The sequence below is a fragment of the Mycobacterium sp. 236(2023) genome, from assembly GCF_029623955.1.
Taxonomy (GTDB): domain Bacteria; phylum Actinomycetota; class Actinomycetes; order Mycobacteriales; family Mycobacteriaceae; genus Mycobacterium.
Genome location: NZ_JARSBP010000002.1, coordinates 681,873 through 696,770 on the forward strand (window position 1 = coordinate 681,873; position 14,898 = coordinate 696,770).

A 14,898-nucleotide genomic window follows, 5' to 3' on the forward strand; every position below is an offset into this window, starting at 1 on the left:
CTCATTTGCATGCCAGCTCCAGCGTCCGCCGGATCAACTTGTAGACGGCGTCGGTCTCCACCAGGAAGCCGTCGTGCCCGTACACCGAATCGACGACGTCGAGTCGTTCACAGCTGGGCAGCAGTTCGGCCAGTTCGGTCTGCAACCGCAGCGGATACAACCGGTCGGAGGTGATTCCGCCGACGACCGTCGGCACCGGGCAGTCGCGCAGCGCCGCAGCGACTCCGCCACGGCCGCGTCCCACATCATGGCTGGACAGAGCGTCGGTCAGCGTGACGTAGGTCCCGGCATCGAAGCGCGCCAACAGTTTCCGGCCCTGGTATTCCAGGTAGCTCTGCACGGCGTACCGGCCTCCGGTGCCCGGGTCCTCGCCGGCCTGGGCGTCGTTACCGAACCGGTCGTCGAGTTCGGCCTCGCCGCGGTACGTCAGATGGGCGAATCGCCGGGCGATTTCGAGTCCGGCATCGGGAGAGTGGCCGGTGTCGTGGTAGTCGCCGCCGGCCCAGTGCGGATCGGCCTTGATCGCCGCCACCTGAGTGCTCTGGGTGCCGATCTGGTCGGCGGTGGCACGTGCGCCGACGGCAAGCACCAGCGCCGAGCGGACGTTGTCCGGGTGAGCCACGATCCACTCCAGCGCCCGTGCGCCGCCCATCGATCCGCCGATCACGGCGGCCACCTCGGTGATGCCGAGGCGCTCGAGCGCGGCCACATCGGCGCTCACCTGGTCACGCACCGTGATCACGGGAAAACGTGAGCCCCAGGCTTTTCCGTCCGGGGCCACCGAGCTGGGACCGATCGAGCCGCGGCAGCCACCGAGCACGTTGGTCGAGATCGCGCACCACTTGTCGGTGTCGATCGGCGCCCCGGGGCCTGCGACGCCGTCCCACCAGCCCGGGGTCGGATGATCCGGTCCGGCGGGGCCGGTGATGTGTGAATCACCGGTCAGGGCATGCAGAACGACGACGACGTTGTCTCGGTTGGGCGAGAGTTCACCCCACCGCTGCACCGCGATGAACGCATCCTCGATGACCTCGCCGTTCTCCAGCGTGAGGTTGCCGATCTCGACGATGCCGACTTCGCCTTCAGGCGGCAGGGTTACCAAATCCGTTGTCACATCCACGATCGTCACGACACACCCACAGCGCTGGAGTGCACAGCCTTGGCGGCGGCGAAACCCTGCTCGAGGTCGGCGAGGATGTCGTCGATCCCCTCGATGCCGACCGCGAGCCGAACCAGACCCGGCGTCACGCCGGTGGCCAGCTGCTCTTCGGCCGAGAGTTGCTGGTGCGTCGTCGATGCCGGATGGATCACCAGCGACCGCACGTCGCCGATGTTGGCGACATGGCTGTGCAGTGACAGCGCATTGACGAACGCCTTGCCCGCCTCGATCCCGCCTGCGAGCTCGAACGCCACCACGGCGCCAGTTCCCTTCGGGGCCAGCTTCTTCCCGAGCTCGTACCACGGTGAACACGGCAGACCGGCGTAGTTCACCGACGTCACGTCGGGGTGCGCCTCCAGGAACTCCGCGACCCGCTGGGCGTTGGACACGTGGCGTTCGATGCGCAGGCTCAGCGTCTCCAGGCCCTGGGCGATGAGGAACGCGTTGAAAGGTGAAGCGGCAGAGCCGAGGTCGCGCAGCAGCTGCACACGCGCCTTGAGCGCGTAGGCAGGCGGGCCGAGTTCGGCGAAGACGACACCGTGGTAGCTCGGGTCCGGTTCAGTGAACCCGGGGAATCGCCCGTTGGTCCAGTCGAACGTGCCGCCGTCGACGATGACTCCGGCGATCGCCGAGCCGTGCCCGCCCAGATACTTTGTCGCCGAGTGCACGACGATGTCGGCGCCGTGGGCGAGTGGCTGGATCAGATACGGCGTGGCGATGGTGTTGTCGACGATCAGCGGCACACCGATCTCATGCGCGACGCCCGAGACGCCAGGGATGTCGAGGATGTCGATCTGGGGGTTGGAGATCGTCTCGGCGAAGAACGCCTTCGTGTTCGGCCGGGCCGCCGCGCGCCACGACTCCAGATCGTCCGGGTTCTCGACGAACGACACCTCGATGCCCAGCTTGGGCAGCGTGTAGTGGAAGAGGTTGTACGTGCCGCCGTAGAGCCGGGGCGAGGAGACGATGTGATCTCCGTGGTTGGCGATGTTGAGGATCGCGAACGTTTCCGCAGCCTGCCCCGACGCCAGGAACAGCGCGGCCACACCACCTTCGAGCGCGGCGATGCGCTGCTCGACGGTGTCGGTCGTCGGGTTCATGATGCGGGTGTAGATGTTGCCCGGCTCGGCCAGCCCGAACAGCGCCGCGGCGTGCTCGGTGCTGTTGAACGTGTAGCTGGTGGTCTGGTAGATCGGCAGGGCGCGCGCGTTGGTCGCGATGTCGGGGGTCTGCCCCGCGTGCACCTGCTTGGTCTCGAACGCCCACGCAGCAGTGGGATCGGGTTCGGTCATTTGACGTGCTCCTCCATGAAACCGGGGGGCCCATTTCACGGTGGACCCGCGCTTGCCTTATAGCCGTGGTCGGCTACTCAACCTGGTCGTCTCCCGGGGCACCCCACCGCGGTTGGAGGGTTGCCGGCCAGCAAGCCGGGGCTATGCGCTGGCACTCATGACCGAAACGAACTGTATCTCACGCGGCGCAGACGATGCCACTAGGTTGGCCGCGCCTGTGTCGACGGTCAGCCGATGGCTTCGTTCGGGCTGGTGTGTTCGTCGACGAATCCGGCGATCAGCTCCGTGACGATCCCGGGTGCTTCGAGCATCGGGATGTGGCCCACACCGTCGAGGCGGACCACGCGGGTGTCCTTGGGCAGGTGATCGAGGAAGTAGCGGTTCCCGCGCGGGGTGGGGAACACGCGGTCCTTTTCGCACAGCACGAGCTGCGTCGGGGCGCCCAGGCTGGCCAGCTCCAGCAGGCCCGGCAGTCGCAGCGTCTTGACCAGCAGTTGCAGGTAGGCGCTGCAGTGGGTGGCATCTTCCATCAGCGCCAGCAGGTCGGCCTGCGACGGGCCGTCAGCGGGGCCGCTGACCGGCAGGGTCGCCAGCCTGCGCGCGCCGGGCAGCTTTAGGATGCGTGGTCCGAGCAACCGCGCGGCGATCAGCGCGGGGCCGCCCGCGATGAACTTGAGAACGGTCTCGTACTTAGTGGCAGAGTGCTGCGACCAGCCGCCCGCGGGGGCGATCGCGGAGAGTGTGCGAGCCCGTCCCCGGCGTTCGAGCTCGAACGCGACCCAACCGCCCAATGAGTTCCCGACGACGTGCGCCGTCTCCCATCCGAGCTGGTCAAGGCGCCGCTCGATGTCGTCCACCAAGTGTGTGGTGTCGAGCAGCCAGGTCGGGGACTTCTCCCCGCCGTGATGGCCGACCATCGTCGGCGCATACACCTCGAAGCGGCCGGTGTCGGCGAGCTGGCCGGCCACCGTGTTCCAGACGTTCTGGGAGCACAGGAACGGATGCAGCAAAAGAATCGGTTCGCCGGTCCCGGCGTGGATCGGGTCTCGTGGCGCCATGGGCCGACGATAAGGTGATACCGTCGGTACCGCAAGAAGCAGTGGTGCGCTTCGGTTAGGGTCTGCGGACGTGACGCGGCCCATAACGGTAAGCACGATCAACGTCAACGGCATCCGCGCGGCGGTCAAGCAGCGCTCCCCGGAGAACCTCGGGATGCTGCCGTGGTTCAAGGAGACGACGGCCGATGTCGTCTGTCTGCAGGAGACGCGCGCCGACAACGATCAACTGACCGATGCGCTGGGCCCGGTACTGGCCGACGGGTGGCATCTCGCCTCGGCGGAACCGTCGGTGAAGGGCCGTAACGGCGTGGCGGTGCTGTCTCGCGCGCCGATCGACGACATCAGAATCGGCTGCGGCGCCGAGGAATTCGCGACCCATGGACGCTACGTCGAGGCCGACACGGCGGGGGTGACGGTGGCCAGCGTGTACTTCCCGACCGGCGAGGCCGAGACGGACCGTCAGCTGGAGAAGGAACGGTTCATGGCCGCCGTCGCAACGCGAATGGCGGTGCTACTGGCGGCCGGGAAAGACGCCGTGCTGTGCGGCGATTGGAACATCGCCCACACCGAGAACGACATCAAGAACTGGAAGGGCAACGTCAAGAAGGCCGGGTTCCTGCCGCAGGAACGGCAGTGGCTGACGGAGTTGCTGGGCACCGGCTGGGTCGACGTGGTGCGGGTGGCGCACCCGGATGTGGCGGGCCCGTACGCGTGGTGGTCCTGGCGTGGCAAGGCGTTCGACAACGACGCGGGCTGGCGCATCGACTACCACCTGGCGACGCCGGGACTGGCCGCGCGCGTCGCGTCGGTCGCGACCGAACGCCCGGCTGCCTACGCGTTGCGCTGGTCGGACCACTGCCCGGTCACGGTCGCCTACGGCTGATCACGCCGCATCGATCGCGTCGCGAACCACGCCGAGCACCCGCGGATCCCACGTGAGTCCCGTCTCCCAGGGCAGCCCGGCCTCATTCGAGACGTAGATGCTGTGGGTGTCGTCGAACGTGAACGTCCGCCGGTTCGGCAGCACCCGTGAGCTGATGTCGGTGGCCAGGGCGCTCCACTCGGCGACGATGCCGTCGTTCGGCCACACCGTCGGGTTCGCGCCGGCTGCGGGCGCGGCGAAGCGGTTGCCGGCGATCAACGTGACGGGAATCCCGTCGAGCACCCCGGTCTGATAGTCGTTCCAGCCGTCGGGGCCCATCAGGAACGCCTGGTTGACCTCACGCCCGGAGCCGGCCATCAGCCGCTGCACCTCGTCCTTCATGCCGTCCATCGCGACCTCGCAGAACCGGTCGCCGAGGCAGTCGGACCTCGACGTGATGCCGTTGGCGTAGTCGGACAGGTACGACCCCTGCCACGGTGTGCCGATCGTCGTCAGCGACCGGATCCTGATGGGGGAGCCGAGGCTCTGCAGTACTCGGAACGCGGCGCGCGAGTACAGCCCGCCCATGGAGTGGCCGACGACGTCGATCTCCCTGACGCCGTAGGTGTCGTGCAGGTGGGTGAGGAACCGCGCGAGATGCTCGCCCGCGGTGTCGATGCTGCCGGTGGAGTTGACAGTCATGTTCTCGGGCAACGTGATCGGGCAGTTCCCGAACGCACCGAACCCGGCCTGGTCGACCACCGGGCCTCGGCCCGCCAGGGCAGGGGACGTGAACGCCCGGTAGCCGTGGTCGAGCAGGTGCTGCCGCAGCGCCGTGTCGGTGTTTCCCGCGGCCAGGCCTGACATGCACGCCTGGTCGGGCGTCGTGAACGGGCTCGTAGCGTCGCCGCCGGACACGATCACCACCGCGCGCCCCGCGGGTTGCGGTGCGCCATGGGCGTTTCCGGCGCCGAGCATCGACGTGACCATCAAACAGGCGAGGGCGATCGCGAATCGGCGCACGGGCCTAACGGTATTCGGGATTGCGCCCCAGATGGCGCAGGATGCGCGCGAAGTCGTCGTCGGTGTCGGCCGGCGTCGTCGCGCGTGCGAACGGCGAGTTCTCCGCGTCGCGCACCTCGCCGTCGGGCACACCCAGCGCGATCGGCAGGGCGGCGGCGGCGACGTCGTCGGGCACGGAGAACGGGTGCCCCAGTGACGCGGCGACGTCCCAGCCGTGCACCACGTAGTCGACGAAGTGGAAGCCCATCGCCATGGCGCCTGGCACGGTGACGTCGGCTCCGAACTCGGGCAGGGCGAACGCGACATCCTCGACGCGGGGGGCGGCGAAGGCCTCGAGGACGTCGCGGGCCGCGGCGGCGTAGGCGCCTGCGGGGTCGGCGGCGACGGCATCGGCGAGAGGTTCGGTACGCCACCGGCCGAGGTCGGCGCCGTGACCGCGGGCGGCCGCGGCGAACCCGTGGTGCTGGGCGGTCATGTGGGTGAGCAGGTCGGCGAGGCGCCACCCCGCGCACGGGGTGGGCAGCGTCAGCTGGTCGGGGCGGACCGTGCTGACGATGTCGGTGGAGGACTGGAGCGCCGTGTGATGCAGTTCCTTGAAAGTACGCATGAGCATATAGTAAGCAGGAGCATATGATTGCGCAATGCTTACCCTGGGTCGGTGTCACCCAATTCGCGTCCCGACCTGGCAGCGATGCTCGTGCCGCTGGTCCGCGCGCTGATCGCCGCCGAGGAGCCGGTGCTGGCCCGCCACGGCGTCACGATGTGGGGCTACGCGGTGCTGTGCACGCTGGACCGCGGTGCGTTCCGCACCCAGGCTGCGCTCGCGGAGGCGATCAACGCCGACAAGACGCGCATCATCCGCACCCTCGACGAGCTGCAGGACGATGGCTACATCGAGCGCCACCCCGACCCGGACGACCGGCGGGTTCGGCTCCTCGCGATCACCGACAAGGGTCGTGCGGTCAAAGACGCCGTCCAGGCGGAGATCCAACGCGGCGAGGAGCACTGGCTCGGGGAGCTCAGCGCCGGGGAGCGTGCGGTGTTCCTGCGCGCGCTGCAGCGGCTGACCCGAGAATGACGCGCCGGGGGCCAGTGGAAAGATGGAATTCATCATGAGCACCACAGCCAGGCCCGTTGTCTTCTCGGGCGCGCAACCCACGTCTGACTCACTGCACCTGGGCAATGCGCTGGGGGCGGTCAGCCAGTGGGTCGCCCTGCAGGACGGATACGACGCCTACTTCTGCGTCGTCGATCTGCACGCGATCACCGTCGCGCAGGACCCGGCGACGCTGCGCAAGCGCACCCTCGTCACCGCCGCCCAGTACCTCGCTCTCGGCATCGACCCCGCCCGCGCCACCGTCTTCGTGCAGAGCCACGTCCCGACCCACGCCGAATTGGCTTGGGTGCTCGGATGTTTCACCGGTTTCGGGCAGGCATCGCGGATGACGCAGTTCAAGGACAAATCGCTGAAGCAAGGCGCCGACGCCACCACCGTGGGGTTGTTCACCTACCCCGTGCTGATGGCGGCCGACGTGCTGCTCTACGGCACCGAGTTGGTGCCCGTCGGGGAAGATCAGCGCCAGCATCTCGAGCTCGCCCGCGACGTCGCCGGACGCATCAACGCACGGTTCCCCGACACATTCGTCGTCCCCGAGGCGATGATCCCGAAGGCCACCGCCAAGATCTACGACCTGCAGGATCCGACGGCGAAGATGAGCAAGTCCGCCGAGTCCGACGCCGGGCTGATCAGCTTGCTCGACGATCCGGCCAAGACTGCGAAGAAGATTCGCTCGGCGGTCACCGACAGCGAGCGTGAGATCCGCTTCGACCGCGACGCCAAGCCCGGGGTGTCCAACCTGCTCACGATCCAGGCGGCGGTGACGGGCACCGACATCGACAAGCTCGTCGAGGGCTATGCGGGCCGCGGATACGGCGATCTGAAGAAGGAAACGGCAGAGGCTGTCGTCGAGTTCGTGACGCCGATCAAAGCCAGGGTCGACGAATTGCTCAGGGATCAGGCCGAACTCGAGAGCGTGCTGGCCACCGGTGCTCAGCGTGCACGCGAGGTGTCTGGACAAACGCTGCGCCGGGTATATGACCGGTTAGGGTTCCTAGCGTCTCGATAACCACAAGGGGGTTGGATGACCGCGCCACCCGCAGTGACCGACTCCACCACCGACGCCGGAGAGAAGCCCGGTCTCCTCGACCGGCTCCGCGCGCGGATGCCGTGGTTCGACCACGTGATGCGCGCGCAGCAGCGTTACAACGACTGCAAAGGCGACTTCTACGCCGCGGGCATCACGTACTACACCATCTTCGCGATGTTCCCGCTGTTGATGGTCGGCTTCGCGATCGGCGGCTTCGTGCTGGCCAACCAGCCGGAGCTGCTCGACGACGTGGAGGGGCGGATCAGGTCGACGTTCAGCGGTGATCTCGGTCAGCAACTGGTCACCCTGATGGATTCGGCGATCGACTCGCGCGGGACCGTCGGCATCATCGGTCTGGCGGCGGCCGCATGGGCTGGGTTGGGCTGGATGGCCAATTTGCGTGAGGCCCTGAGCCAGATGTGGGGCCGGTTCCGCGACGAGCCACCCGGGTTCATCAAGACCAAGCTGTCGGATCTCGGCGCGCTGCTGTCGACGTTCCTGGCGATCGTCGTCACGCTCGCCCTGTCCGCGCTCGGCAATTCGTCGGTGATGGAAAACGTGTTGAACTGGTTCGGTTTTCCGGACTCCCCGGTTCTCAGCGTCGTGCTTCGGTTGACTTCGATCACGGTGTCGGTGCTCGTGTCGTGGTTGCTGTTCAGCTGGATCATCGCCCGGCTGCCCCGGGAGTCGATCAGCTTCCGCAGCAGCGTGCGCGCCGGCCTCATCGCCGCGGTCGCGTTCGAAGTGTTCAAATTGGTCGCGTCGATCTATCTGCGTTCGGTGCTCACCGGTCCCGCCGGCGCGACGTTCGGTCCGGTGCTGGGCCTGATGGTGTTCGCCTACATCACGTCCCGGCTGATCCTGTTTTCCACCTGCTGGGCGGCGACGACACCCGAGAACTTGGGCGAGAACGAGATTCCCCCGCCTGAACCCGCGGTGATCAACAACCGCATCATCGCGCGGCCCGGGCTGCAGATCTGGCAGGCCGCAACCGCGTTTGCAGTGGGAGCGCTTGGCGCGCTGAGCTTTTCGCGCCGGAGACGTTAGCGGGCGGGGCGGCGGTTGAGTGCCCGCGCGCCCATGATCAGGCTGAAGACGATGGCCGCGCCGATGACGCCGACGCCGATCCGGACGGGCGTCGCGTCGACATCGGGCAGCACGGCGCCGGCGTTGTTCTTCGTCGCCGATGTCGCTGCGGCGGTGTCCCCTTCCGTGCCCTGCAGCGACGGGTCCGGTTCGACGAGCGTGCCGACCTTGGTGCCGGCAGGGAGAGCGAAGCCGTAGTCCAGCAGCCTGGCGGCCTGCTCCCACGGTGCGATCGGCTGCCTCGTTCCGCGCATCAGGACCGCGACCAGGCGGCGGCCATCCCGCTCGGCGGCGCCGACGAACGTCTGGCCCGCATCGTCGGTGTAGCCGGTCTTGCCGCCCATCGCGCCCGGATAGTTTGCGAGCAGCTTGTTGTCGTTCTCGATCGGGTAGCCGGCGCCGTCGCGGCCCGGGAACTCCGAGGAGCGGGTGGCGACGATGTCGGTGAACACCGGGTTCTGCCAGGCATACCGGTAGAAGAGGCCGATGTCGTAGGCCGAGGTGCTCATGCCGGGGCCGTCGAGGCCCGACGGCGTGGCGACCCGGGTGTCGCGGGCGCCCAGCTTGCCGGCGAGCACGTTGAGTTTGTTGAGGGCGGTCGGCATGCCGCCCATCTGCATCGCCAGCGCATGCGCGGCGTCGTTGCCCGAGTACATGAGCAGGCCGTGCAGCAGGTCGTTGACGGTGTACATGCCGCCTTCTCCGACACCGACCTTGGTGCCCTCCTGGGCGGCGTCCTCTTCGGTGCCGGGCACCGTCTTCATCAGCGGCAGGTCGGTGATCGCCTGCATGGCGGTCAGCACCTTGATGATGCTGGCGGGTCGGTGCCTTCCGTGTGGGTCGCGGGCGGCGATGACGTCGCCGGTGTCGAGATCCGCGACCAGCCAAGCCTCGGCGGAGACGTCACCGGGGACCGGCGGGGTGCCGGGGGCGACGATGATCCCGCAACCGGACATGGCGTCTCCGCCCACCGGCTTGGCGGGCACAGCCAGCGGACCGGGCGTCGGATCGCCAGGCTTCGGAACCTCTGAGGCGTCGACGGCCGGTGGTGTCGACACGCGGTACGGGCACGGGTCTGCCGCCGGGTCGGGCTGGGCGGCAGCAACAGGTGCCAGTGTCAGCAGGGAGGCTGTGACCAGCGCCGATGCGCGCGTCAGGACAGTGCGTAAGGTCGCCATCGTCCGCGCAGATTAAGCGATGCGGCGCCTCCGATCCGGGAGCCACGCGGTGACTGGTGTGGTCAGAGTTTCAAATGTGACTGGCCGGGGTACCGCGCGGCGCGGGGCGCCGAGAGTGCGCACAGATCGCGAAATCCCCGGGATGGGCGATCTGGCCGCACTCTGGCTGCGGGAACCGGCTGGAATGCAATCGCGGCCGACGCGGTTGGCGTCACTAGGCTGGTGATTTCCTGTGAGCCGCGTGAAGGGCGTGCATGTTCATTCTTGTTCTGGGTTCTGTCCTTGCGTTGATGCACCTGTACGTCTGGAAGCGATACGTCAGGGACGCGACCCGGCCCGGCCGTTCCCGCCGCGTGCTGTCCGCCCTCGTTGTCGCGCTGATGCTGCTGCTCGTCGCGACGCTGTTCGTGCCCCGGTTCTTCGATGTGGAGGAGTCGGGATGGCTCGCGTGGCCCGGCTACCTGTGGTTCGGCCTGCTCGCCTATCTGTTCCTGGCCTCCCTGGTGCTCGAACCGGTTCGGCTGGCGCTGCGCCGGTGGGTCAAGCGCGCCCCAGAACGCACCGAACCCGACGCGCCCGAGCAACCCGACCGGCGACTGTTCCTCGCGCGGACCGCCGCGCTGACGGCCGGCGTCGCCGCCGTCGGCGTGACGGGATTCGGTGTCGCCCGGGCACTGGGACCGCCTGATGTGCTTCGGGTGCCGGTGCGGTTGCCGCGGCTCGACCCGGCGTTCAACGGCTTTCGCATCGCGGTGGTGTCCGACATCCATCTCGGTCCGCTGCTGGGTCGCGCGCACACCGAACGCATCGTGCGGATGATCAACGAGACCGAGCCGGATCTGGTGGCCGTGGTCGGCGATCTCATCGACGGGACCGTCGCGGAACTGGGCGCCGCGGCGGAACCGCTGCAGGATCTGGTGGCGCGCGAAGGGTCGTTCTTCGTCACCGGCAACCACGAATACTTCGTCGACGACACCGCGGAATGGATGCGGGAGCTGGAACGGTTCGGTCTGAATGTGCTGCGCAACGAGAACACACGGATCTCGCGCGGCGGTGCGGCGTTCGCGCTTGCCGGCGTCAACGACATCGCCGGAGAGGAGCGGTCGGACCCGCCGGATTTCGACCGGGCGCTCGCCGGCGTAGACCCCACCGGTGCGACCGTGCTGCTGGCTCACCAGCCGATCATGGTCGCCGACGCCGCCGATCGCGGTGTCGATCTGCAACTGTCCGGCCACACCCATGGCGGCCAGATGTGGCCCTTCCACTACGCGGTCGAGCTGGCACAGCCGTCGCTGGCGGGCTTGTCGACGGTGGGGGACACGCAGCTGTATGTGTCGCGCGGGGCCGGGTTCTGGGGACCGCCCGTCCGTGTGGGGGCGCCACCGGATATCAGCGTGATCCAACTTGTCGGTGGCTGAGGTTTAGATGAGCGGACGAAGGGGCATTTCTAAGCAACTTCACGGTCTCTTCTGGTCTCAACGCTCAGGAGCGGCCAGCACCCTTAAAGAACACAGAGTTCACTGAAAGGGCGTGGATGATGACGGAAACAGGCGCCGTTGTTGTTCGACTCGATACCCATCCCGCGTGGAAGGCCGCAGAGCGGCGATCGCGCGAACTCGAAGAGGCCATGCGCAGGCACCCAGCCTTTCAATCCCGAGCGCTGACCCCGCCCCTGCGGGTCGTCTAGTCGCGCGGAGAAGGGGCGCTCCTGGTGGTGGGGGCGCCCCTTCTCCGTGCGTACAGGTCTACAGGTTGAGAACCCGGGTGCTCACTTCGCGCATCTCGACCTTGCGGATCTTGCCCGTCACCGTCATCGGGAACTCGTCGACGATGTGCACGTAGCGCGGGATCTTGTAGTGGGCGAGCTTGCCGTCCGCGAACTGGCGCAGCGTGGTCGCGTCGACGGAGTCGCGGCCAGGCCTCATGCGGATCCAGGCGCACAACTCCTCGCCGTACTTGTCGTCGGGCACGCCGATCACCTGCGCGTCCTCGATATCGGGATGGGTGTAGAGGAACTCTTCGATCTCGCGGGGATAGATGTTCTCGCCGCCGCGGATCACGAGATCCTTGATGCGTCCGACGATGTTGCAGTAGCCGTCGGGCCGCATCACCGCCAGGTCACCGGTATGCATCCAGCCGTCCGCGTCGACGGCCTCCGCGGTCTTGGCGTCATCGCGCCAGTACCCCAGCATCACCGAGTAACCCCGCGTGCAGAACTCTCCCGGCTCACCGCGGTCCACCACGTCGCCGGTCTCGGGGTCGATGATCTTGATCTCGACATGCGGATGAACGCGGCCGATCGACGACGTTCTACGTTCCAGGTCGTCGTCGTGCAGCGTCTGGCATGACACCGGAGACGTCTCGGTCATGCCGTACGCGATCGACATCTCCGTCAGGTGCATCTCTTCGATGCAGCGCTTCATGACCTCGACGGGGCAGACGGCGCCGGCCATGATGCCGGTGCGCAGCGACGACAGGTCGACTTGGGCGAACTCGGCGTGGTTCTGCATCGCGATGAACATTGTCGGTACCCCGTAAATGCCTGTGCACCTTTCCTTTTCGATGGCACGCAGGGTTGCGCCCGGGTCGAACGCCTGGGCAGGGATCACCATCGTCGCGCCGTGCGTGGTGCAGCCCAGGTTGCCCATCACCATGCCGAAGCAGTGATAGAACGGCACCGGGATGCACAGGCGATCCCCGGGCCCGAAGCGGATCTGCTCGGTGACGAAGAAGCCGTTGTTGAGGATGTTGCGATGCGACAGGGTGGCGCCCTTCGGGAAGCCTGTCGTGCCCGAGGTGTACTGGATGTTGATCGGGTCCCGGTTCGACAGCGACGCACCGCGCTTCCTCAGCTGACCATCGTCGACGTCGGCGGCGCCGGCGCGCAACGCATCCCAGTCCGGCGTGCCGATGAACAGGACACGTTGCAGCGCAACGACTTCGGGGCGTACCTCGTCGATCATCGCGACGTAGTCGGACGTCTTGAACTGCGTGGCCGAGATCAGTGTGCTCACCTGCGACTGGTCGAGTACGTAGCGCAGTTCGTGCGTCCGGTAGGCCGGGTTGATGTTCACGAGGATCGCGCCGATCTTCGCGGTGGCGTACTGGGTGATCGTCCACTCGGGGCAGTTCGGTGCCCAGATGCCGACGCGGTCGCCCGCTGCAACCCCGAGTGCCATCAAACCCCTTGCCACCGTGTCGATTTCATCGTCGAGCTCGGAGTAGGTCCAGCGTCGGCCGCTCGGCGCGTCGACCAGCGCCTCGTGACCGGGATAGGTCGCGGCGATCCGCTCGAAGTTGGCACCGATCGTCTCTTCCAGGATCGGGGTGTCTTTCGGGCCCGCGTCAATGGACTTCATCACTGCACCAGGTCTTCGTATCGGTATTCGGTGTCGATCGGCTGTGAGCGGTGGTGCGCGTCCTCCTCGCGGCGGCGCAGCTCCACCCGACGGATCTTGCCCGAGATCGTCTTCGGCAGTTCGTAAAACTCCACACGCCGCACTTTCAGATAGGGGGCGAGGTGGTCTCGGGAATGCTCGAGGATCGACCGCGCGGTGTCGGCGTCGGCCGCCCATCCGTCGGCGAGCGCAACGTAGGCCTTCGGCACCGCCAGCCGGGTGTCGTCGGGCTGCGGCACGACGGCAGCTTCGACGACGGCCGGATGCTCGATGAGGACACTCTCCAGTTCGAACGGGGACACCTTGTAGTCGGAGGACTTGAAGACGTCGTCGGTGCGCCCGATGTAGGTGATGTAGCCGTCGGCGTCGCGACCTGCGACGTCGCCGGTGTGGTAGTAGCCGTCGCGCATCACCGCCGCGTTGCGGTGGTCGTCGCCGAGATATCCCGTCATCAGGTTCACCGGTGCGCGGCTCAGGTCCAGGCAGATCTCGCCTTCGTCGGCGAGCTCACCCGTCAGCGGGTCGACCAGTACGACGGGCACGCCGGGCATCGGACGGCCCATCGAGCCTGCCTTGACCGGTTGTCCCGGAGTGTTTCCGACCTGCAGAGTGGTCTCGGTCTGGCCGAACCCGTCGCGGATCGTCAGCCCCCAGGCGCGCTCCACCGCGCCGATGACCTCGGGGTTCAGCGGCTCCCCGGCTCCGAGCACCTCCCGCAGCGCGGCGGGCTTCTCGCCGAGGTCGGACTGGATGAGCATCCGCCACACCGTCGGGGGCGCGCAGAACGTGTTCACACCGGCCCGTCGGATCTGCTCGAGCAGCGCCGCCGGCTGGAACCGGCTGTAGTTGTAGACGAAAATCGTGGCTTCGGCGATCCACGGCGCGAAGAAACAACTCCACGCGTGCTTGGCCCAGCCCGGTGAACTGATCGCCAGATGCACGTCGCCGGGTTTGACGCCGATCCACGCCATCGTCGTGAGATGTCCGACGGGATAGCTGATCTGGGAGTGCTCGACGAGTTTGGGCTTGCTCGTGGTGCCTGAGGTGAAGTACACCAGCAGCGGATCGTCGACGGTCGTGCCCGGGTCCAGCGTCTGCGGTGTCGCCGAGAACGAGTCCGAGTACGGGTGCCAGCCGGGGACGGCATCGCCGACGGCGATGCGGGTGTACCCGCCGGGCACGTCGTCGAACTTCGGTGCGTCCGCGGCGTTCGCGATGACGACACCGGCGCCACCCCGGCCGATGCGGTCGGCCAGGTCGGCAGGTCCGAGTGCACCCGTCGTCGGCATGATGACCGCGCCCAGCTTCGCGACCGCCAGCATCGCCTCCCACAACTCGACCTGGTTGCCGAGCATCAGGATGACGCGCTCGCCCTTGGCGACGCCGAGCCCGGACAGCCATGAGGCGACCTGATCCGAACGGCGCGCCATCTCGTCGAACGTCACCTTGGTCTCGCTGCCCTCCTCTTCGACGATCCACAGCGCGACGCGGTCGTTGTCGCAGGCGATGACGTCGAACCAGTCGGTCGCCCAGTTGAAGGCACCCGTCAGCCGGGGCCACGAAAACGTGTCGACGGCTTTGTCGTAGTCGGCTATGGCGTCGACCAGGTGGTCACGGGCGTTGCGGAACAGCTCGGTGTTGGTGGCCATGCCTAATAGGATCCAGGTCACACTTGCCCGTGCACTACCCCCGAAA

At 67.4% G+C, this 14,898-nt stretch carries 13 protein-coding genes and 1 riboswitch; of the genes, 5 read left to right on the forward strand and 8 right to left on the reverse strand.

The window, feature by feature from the left end; genetic code table 11:
• Window position 1 precedes the first annotated feature (1 nt).
• The 3 genes from P9A17_RS05865 to P9A17_RS05875 all read right to left on the reverse strand — a co-directional run bounded on the left by P9A17_RS05865 (window position 2) and on the right by P9A17_RS05875 (window position 3,509).
• Window positions 2-1,129 (reverse strand): homoserine O-acetyltransferase, encoded by a 1,128-nt coding sequence (locus tag P9A17_RS05865; RefSeq protein WP_278037640.1) that lies wholly within the window; start codon window positions 1,127-1,129, stop codon window positions 2-4.
• Window positions 1,126-2,451, reverse strand: a complete 1,326-nt coding sequence (locus tag P9A17_RS05870; RefSeq protein WP_278037641.1) for a bifunctional o-acetylhomoserine/o-acetylserine sulfhydrylase — start codon at window positions 2,449-2,451, stop codon at window positions 1,126-1,128. The genes P9A17_RS05865 and P9A17_RS05870 overlap by 4 nt, the downstream gene beginning before the upstream one ends.
• Before the next feature lie 43 nt (window positions 2,452-2,494).
• Window positions 2,495-2,614, reverse strand: a riboswitch (SAM riboswitch).
• Window positions 2,615-2,678: 64 nt separating this feature from the next.
• Window positions 2,679-3,509 (reverse strand): alpha/beta hydrolase, encoded by an 831-nt coding sequence (locus tag P9A17_RS05875; protein WP_278037642.1) that lies wholly within the window; start codon window positions 3,507-3,509, stop codon window positions 2,679-2,681.
• Between the two features lie 70 nt (window positions 3,510-3,579).
• Here P9A17_RS05875 and P9A17_RS05880 point away from each other — a divergent pair, with 70 nt between their 5' ends.
• Window positions 3,580-4,392: an exodeoxyribonuclease III gene (locus P9A17_RS05880; RefSeq protein ID WP_278037643.1), complete on the forward strand. Its 813-nt coding sequence runs from the start codon at window positions 3,580-3,582 to the stop codon at window positions 4,390-4,392.
• On the opposite strand, the gene P9A17_RS05885 is transcribed toward P9A17_RS05880, so the two are convergent.
• Together P9A17_RS05885 and P9A17_RS05890 are read right to left on the reverse strand one after the other, a co-directional pair.
• Entirely contained in the window at window positions 4,393-5,394 is a 1,002-nt protein-coding gene (locus P9A17_RS05885) for an alpha/beta fold hydrolase (protein WP_278037644.1), read from the reverse strand. It lies immediately after the preceding gene.
• A gap of 4 nt (window positions 5,395-5,398) precedes the next feature.
• Window positions 5,399-6,001, reverse strand: a complete 603-nt coding sequence (locus P9A17_RS05890) for a TIGR03086 family metal-binding protein (RefSeq protein WP_278037645.1) — start codon at window positions 5,999-6,001, stop codon at window positions 5,399-5,401.
• Window positions 6,002-6,085: 84 nt separating this feature from the next.
• Here P9A17_RS05890 and P9A17_RS05895 point away from each other — a divergent pair, with 84 nt between their 5' ends.
• From P9A17_RS05895 to yhjD, 3 genes are read left to right on the forward strand one after another with little or no spacing between them, the layout of a single operon-like run.
• The gene (locus P9A17_RS05895) at window positions 6,086-6,472 is read left to right on the forward strand and encodes a MarR family transcriptional regulator (RefSeq protein WP_278038618.1); all 387 of its coding nucleotides are present in this window, start codon (window positions 6,086-6,088) and stop codon (window positions 6,470-6,472) included.
• Between the two features lie 34 nt (window positions 6,473-6,506).
• The gene (gene trpS / locus P9A17_RS05900) at window positions 6,507-7,520 is read left to right on the forward strand and encodes a tryptophan--tRNA ligase (RefSeq protein WP_278037646.1); all 1,014 of its coding nucleotides are present in this window, start codon (window positions 6,507-6,509) and stop codon (window positions 7,518-7,520) included.
• Between the two features lie 15 nt (window positions 7,521-7,535).
• Window positions 7,536-8,588 carry an inner membrane protein YhjD gene (gene yhjD / locus P9A17_RS05905; protein WP_278037647.1) on the forward strand — a complete coding sequence of 351 codons (1,053 nt, stop codon included), beginning with the start codon at window positions 7,536-7,538 and terminating at the stop codon, window positions 8,586-8,588.
• On the opposite strand, the gene P9A17_RS05910 is transcribed toward yhjD, so the two are convergent.
• Window positions 8,585-9,805 carry a D-alanyl-D-alanine carboxypeptidase family protein gene (locus tag P9A17_RS05910; protein WP_278037648.1) on the reverse strand — a complete coding sequence of 407 codons (1,221 nt, stop codon included), beginning with the start codon at window positions 9,803-9,805 and terminating at the stop codon, window positions 8,585-8,587. The genes yhjD and P9A17_RS05910 overlap by 4 nt on opposite strands.
• A gap of 254 nt (window positions 9,806-10,059) precedes the next feature.
• Here P9A17_RS05910 and P9A17_RS05915 point away from each other — a divergent pair, with 254 nt between their 5' ends.
• On the forward strand, window positions 10,060-11,223 hold the full coding sequence (locus P9A17_RS05915; protein WP_278037649.1) for a metallophosphoesterase: 1,164 nt from the start codon (window positions 10,060-10,062) through the stop codon (window positions 11,221-11,223).
• A gap of 327 nt (window positions 11,224-11,550) precedes the next feature.
• Here P9A17_RS05915 and P9A17_RS05920 read toward each other — a convergent pair whose 3' ends face one another.
• Together P9A17_RS05920 and P9A17_RS05925 are read right to left on the reverse strand one after the other, a co-directional pair.
• Window positions 11,551-13,164, reverse strand: a complete 1,614-nt coding sequence (locus P9A17_RS05920) for an AMP-binding protein (protein ID WP_278037650.1) — start codon at window positions 13,162-13,164, stop codon at window positions 11,551-11,553.
• Window positions 13,164-14,852, reverse strand: a complete 1,689-nt coding sequence (locus tag P9A17_RS05925) for an AMP-binding protein (protein WP_278037651.1) — start codon at window positions 14,850-14,852, stop codon at window positions 13,164-13,166. Before P9A17_RS05925 ends, P9A17_RS05920 begins: the two co-directional genes overlap by 1 nt.
• Window positions 14,853-14,898: the final 46 nt, after the last annotated feature.

Coding starts and splice junctions, on each gene's coding strand:
- P9A17_RS05870 (WP_278037641.1), bottom strand. CDS start 2,451: ATGACCGAACCCGATCCCACTGCTGCGTGGGCGTTCGAGACCAAGCAG.
- P9A17_RS05875 (WP_278037642.1), bottom strand. CDS start 3,509: ATGGCGCCACGAGACCCGATCCACGCCGGGACCGGCGAACCGATTCTT.
- P9A17_RS05890 (WP_278037645.1), bottom strand. CDS start 6,001: ATGCGTACTTTCAAGGAACTGCATCACACGGCGCTCCAGTCCTCCACC.
- P9A17_RS05895 (WP_278038618.1), top strand. CDS start 6,086: ATGCTCGTGCCGCTGGTCCGCGCGCTGATCGCCGCCGAGGAGCCGGTG.
- trpS (WP_278037646.1), top strand. CDS start 6,507: ATGAGCACCACAGCCAGGCCCGTTGTCTTCTCGGGCGCGCAACCCACG.
- yhjD (WP_278037647.1), top strand. CDS start 7,536: ATGACCGCGCCACCCGCAGTGACCGACTCCACCACCGACGCCGGAGAG.
- P9A17_RS05910 (WP_278037648.1), bottom strand. CDS start 9,805: ATGGCGACCTTACGCACTGTCCTGACGCGCGCATCGGCGCTGGTCACA.
- P9A17_RS05915 (WP_278037649.1), top strand. CDS start 10,060: ATGTTCATTCTTGTTCTGGGTTCTGTCCTTGCGTTGATGCACCTGTAC.
- P9A17_RS05920 (WP_278037650.1), bottom strand. CDS start 13,164: ATGAAGTCCATTGACGCGGGCCCGAAAGACACCCCGATCCTGGAAGAG.
- P9A17_RS05925 (WP_278037651.1), bottom strand. CDS start 14,852: ATGGCCACCAACACCGAGCTGTTCCGCAACGCCCGTGACCACCTGGTC.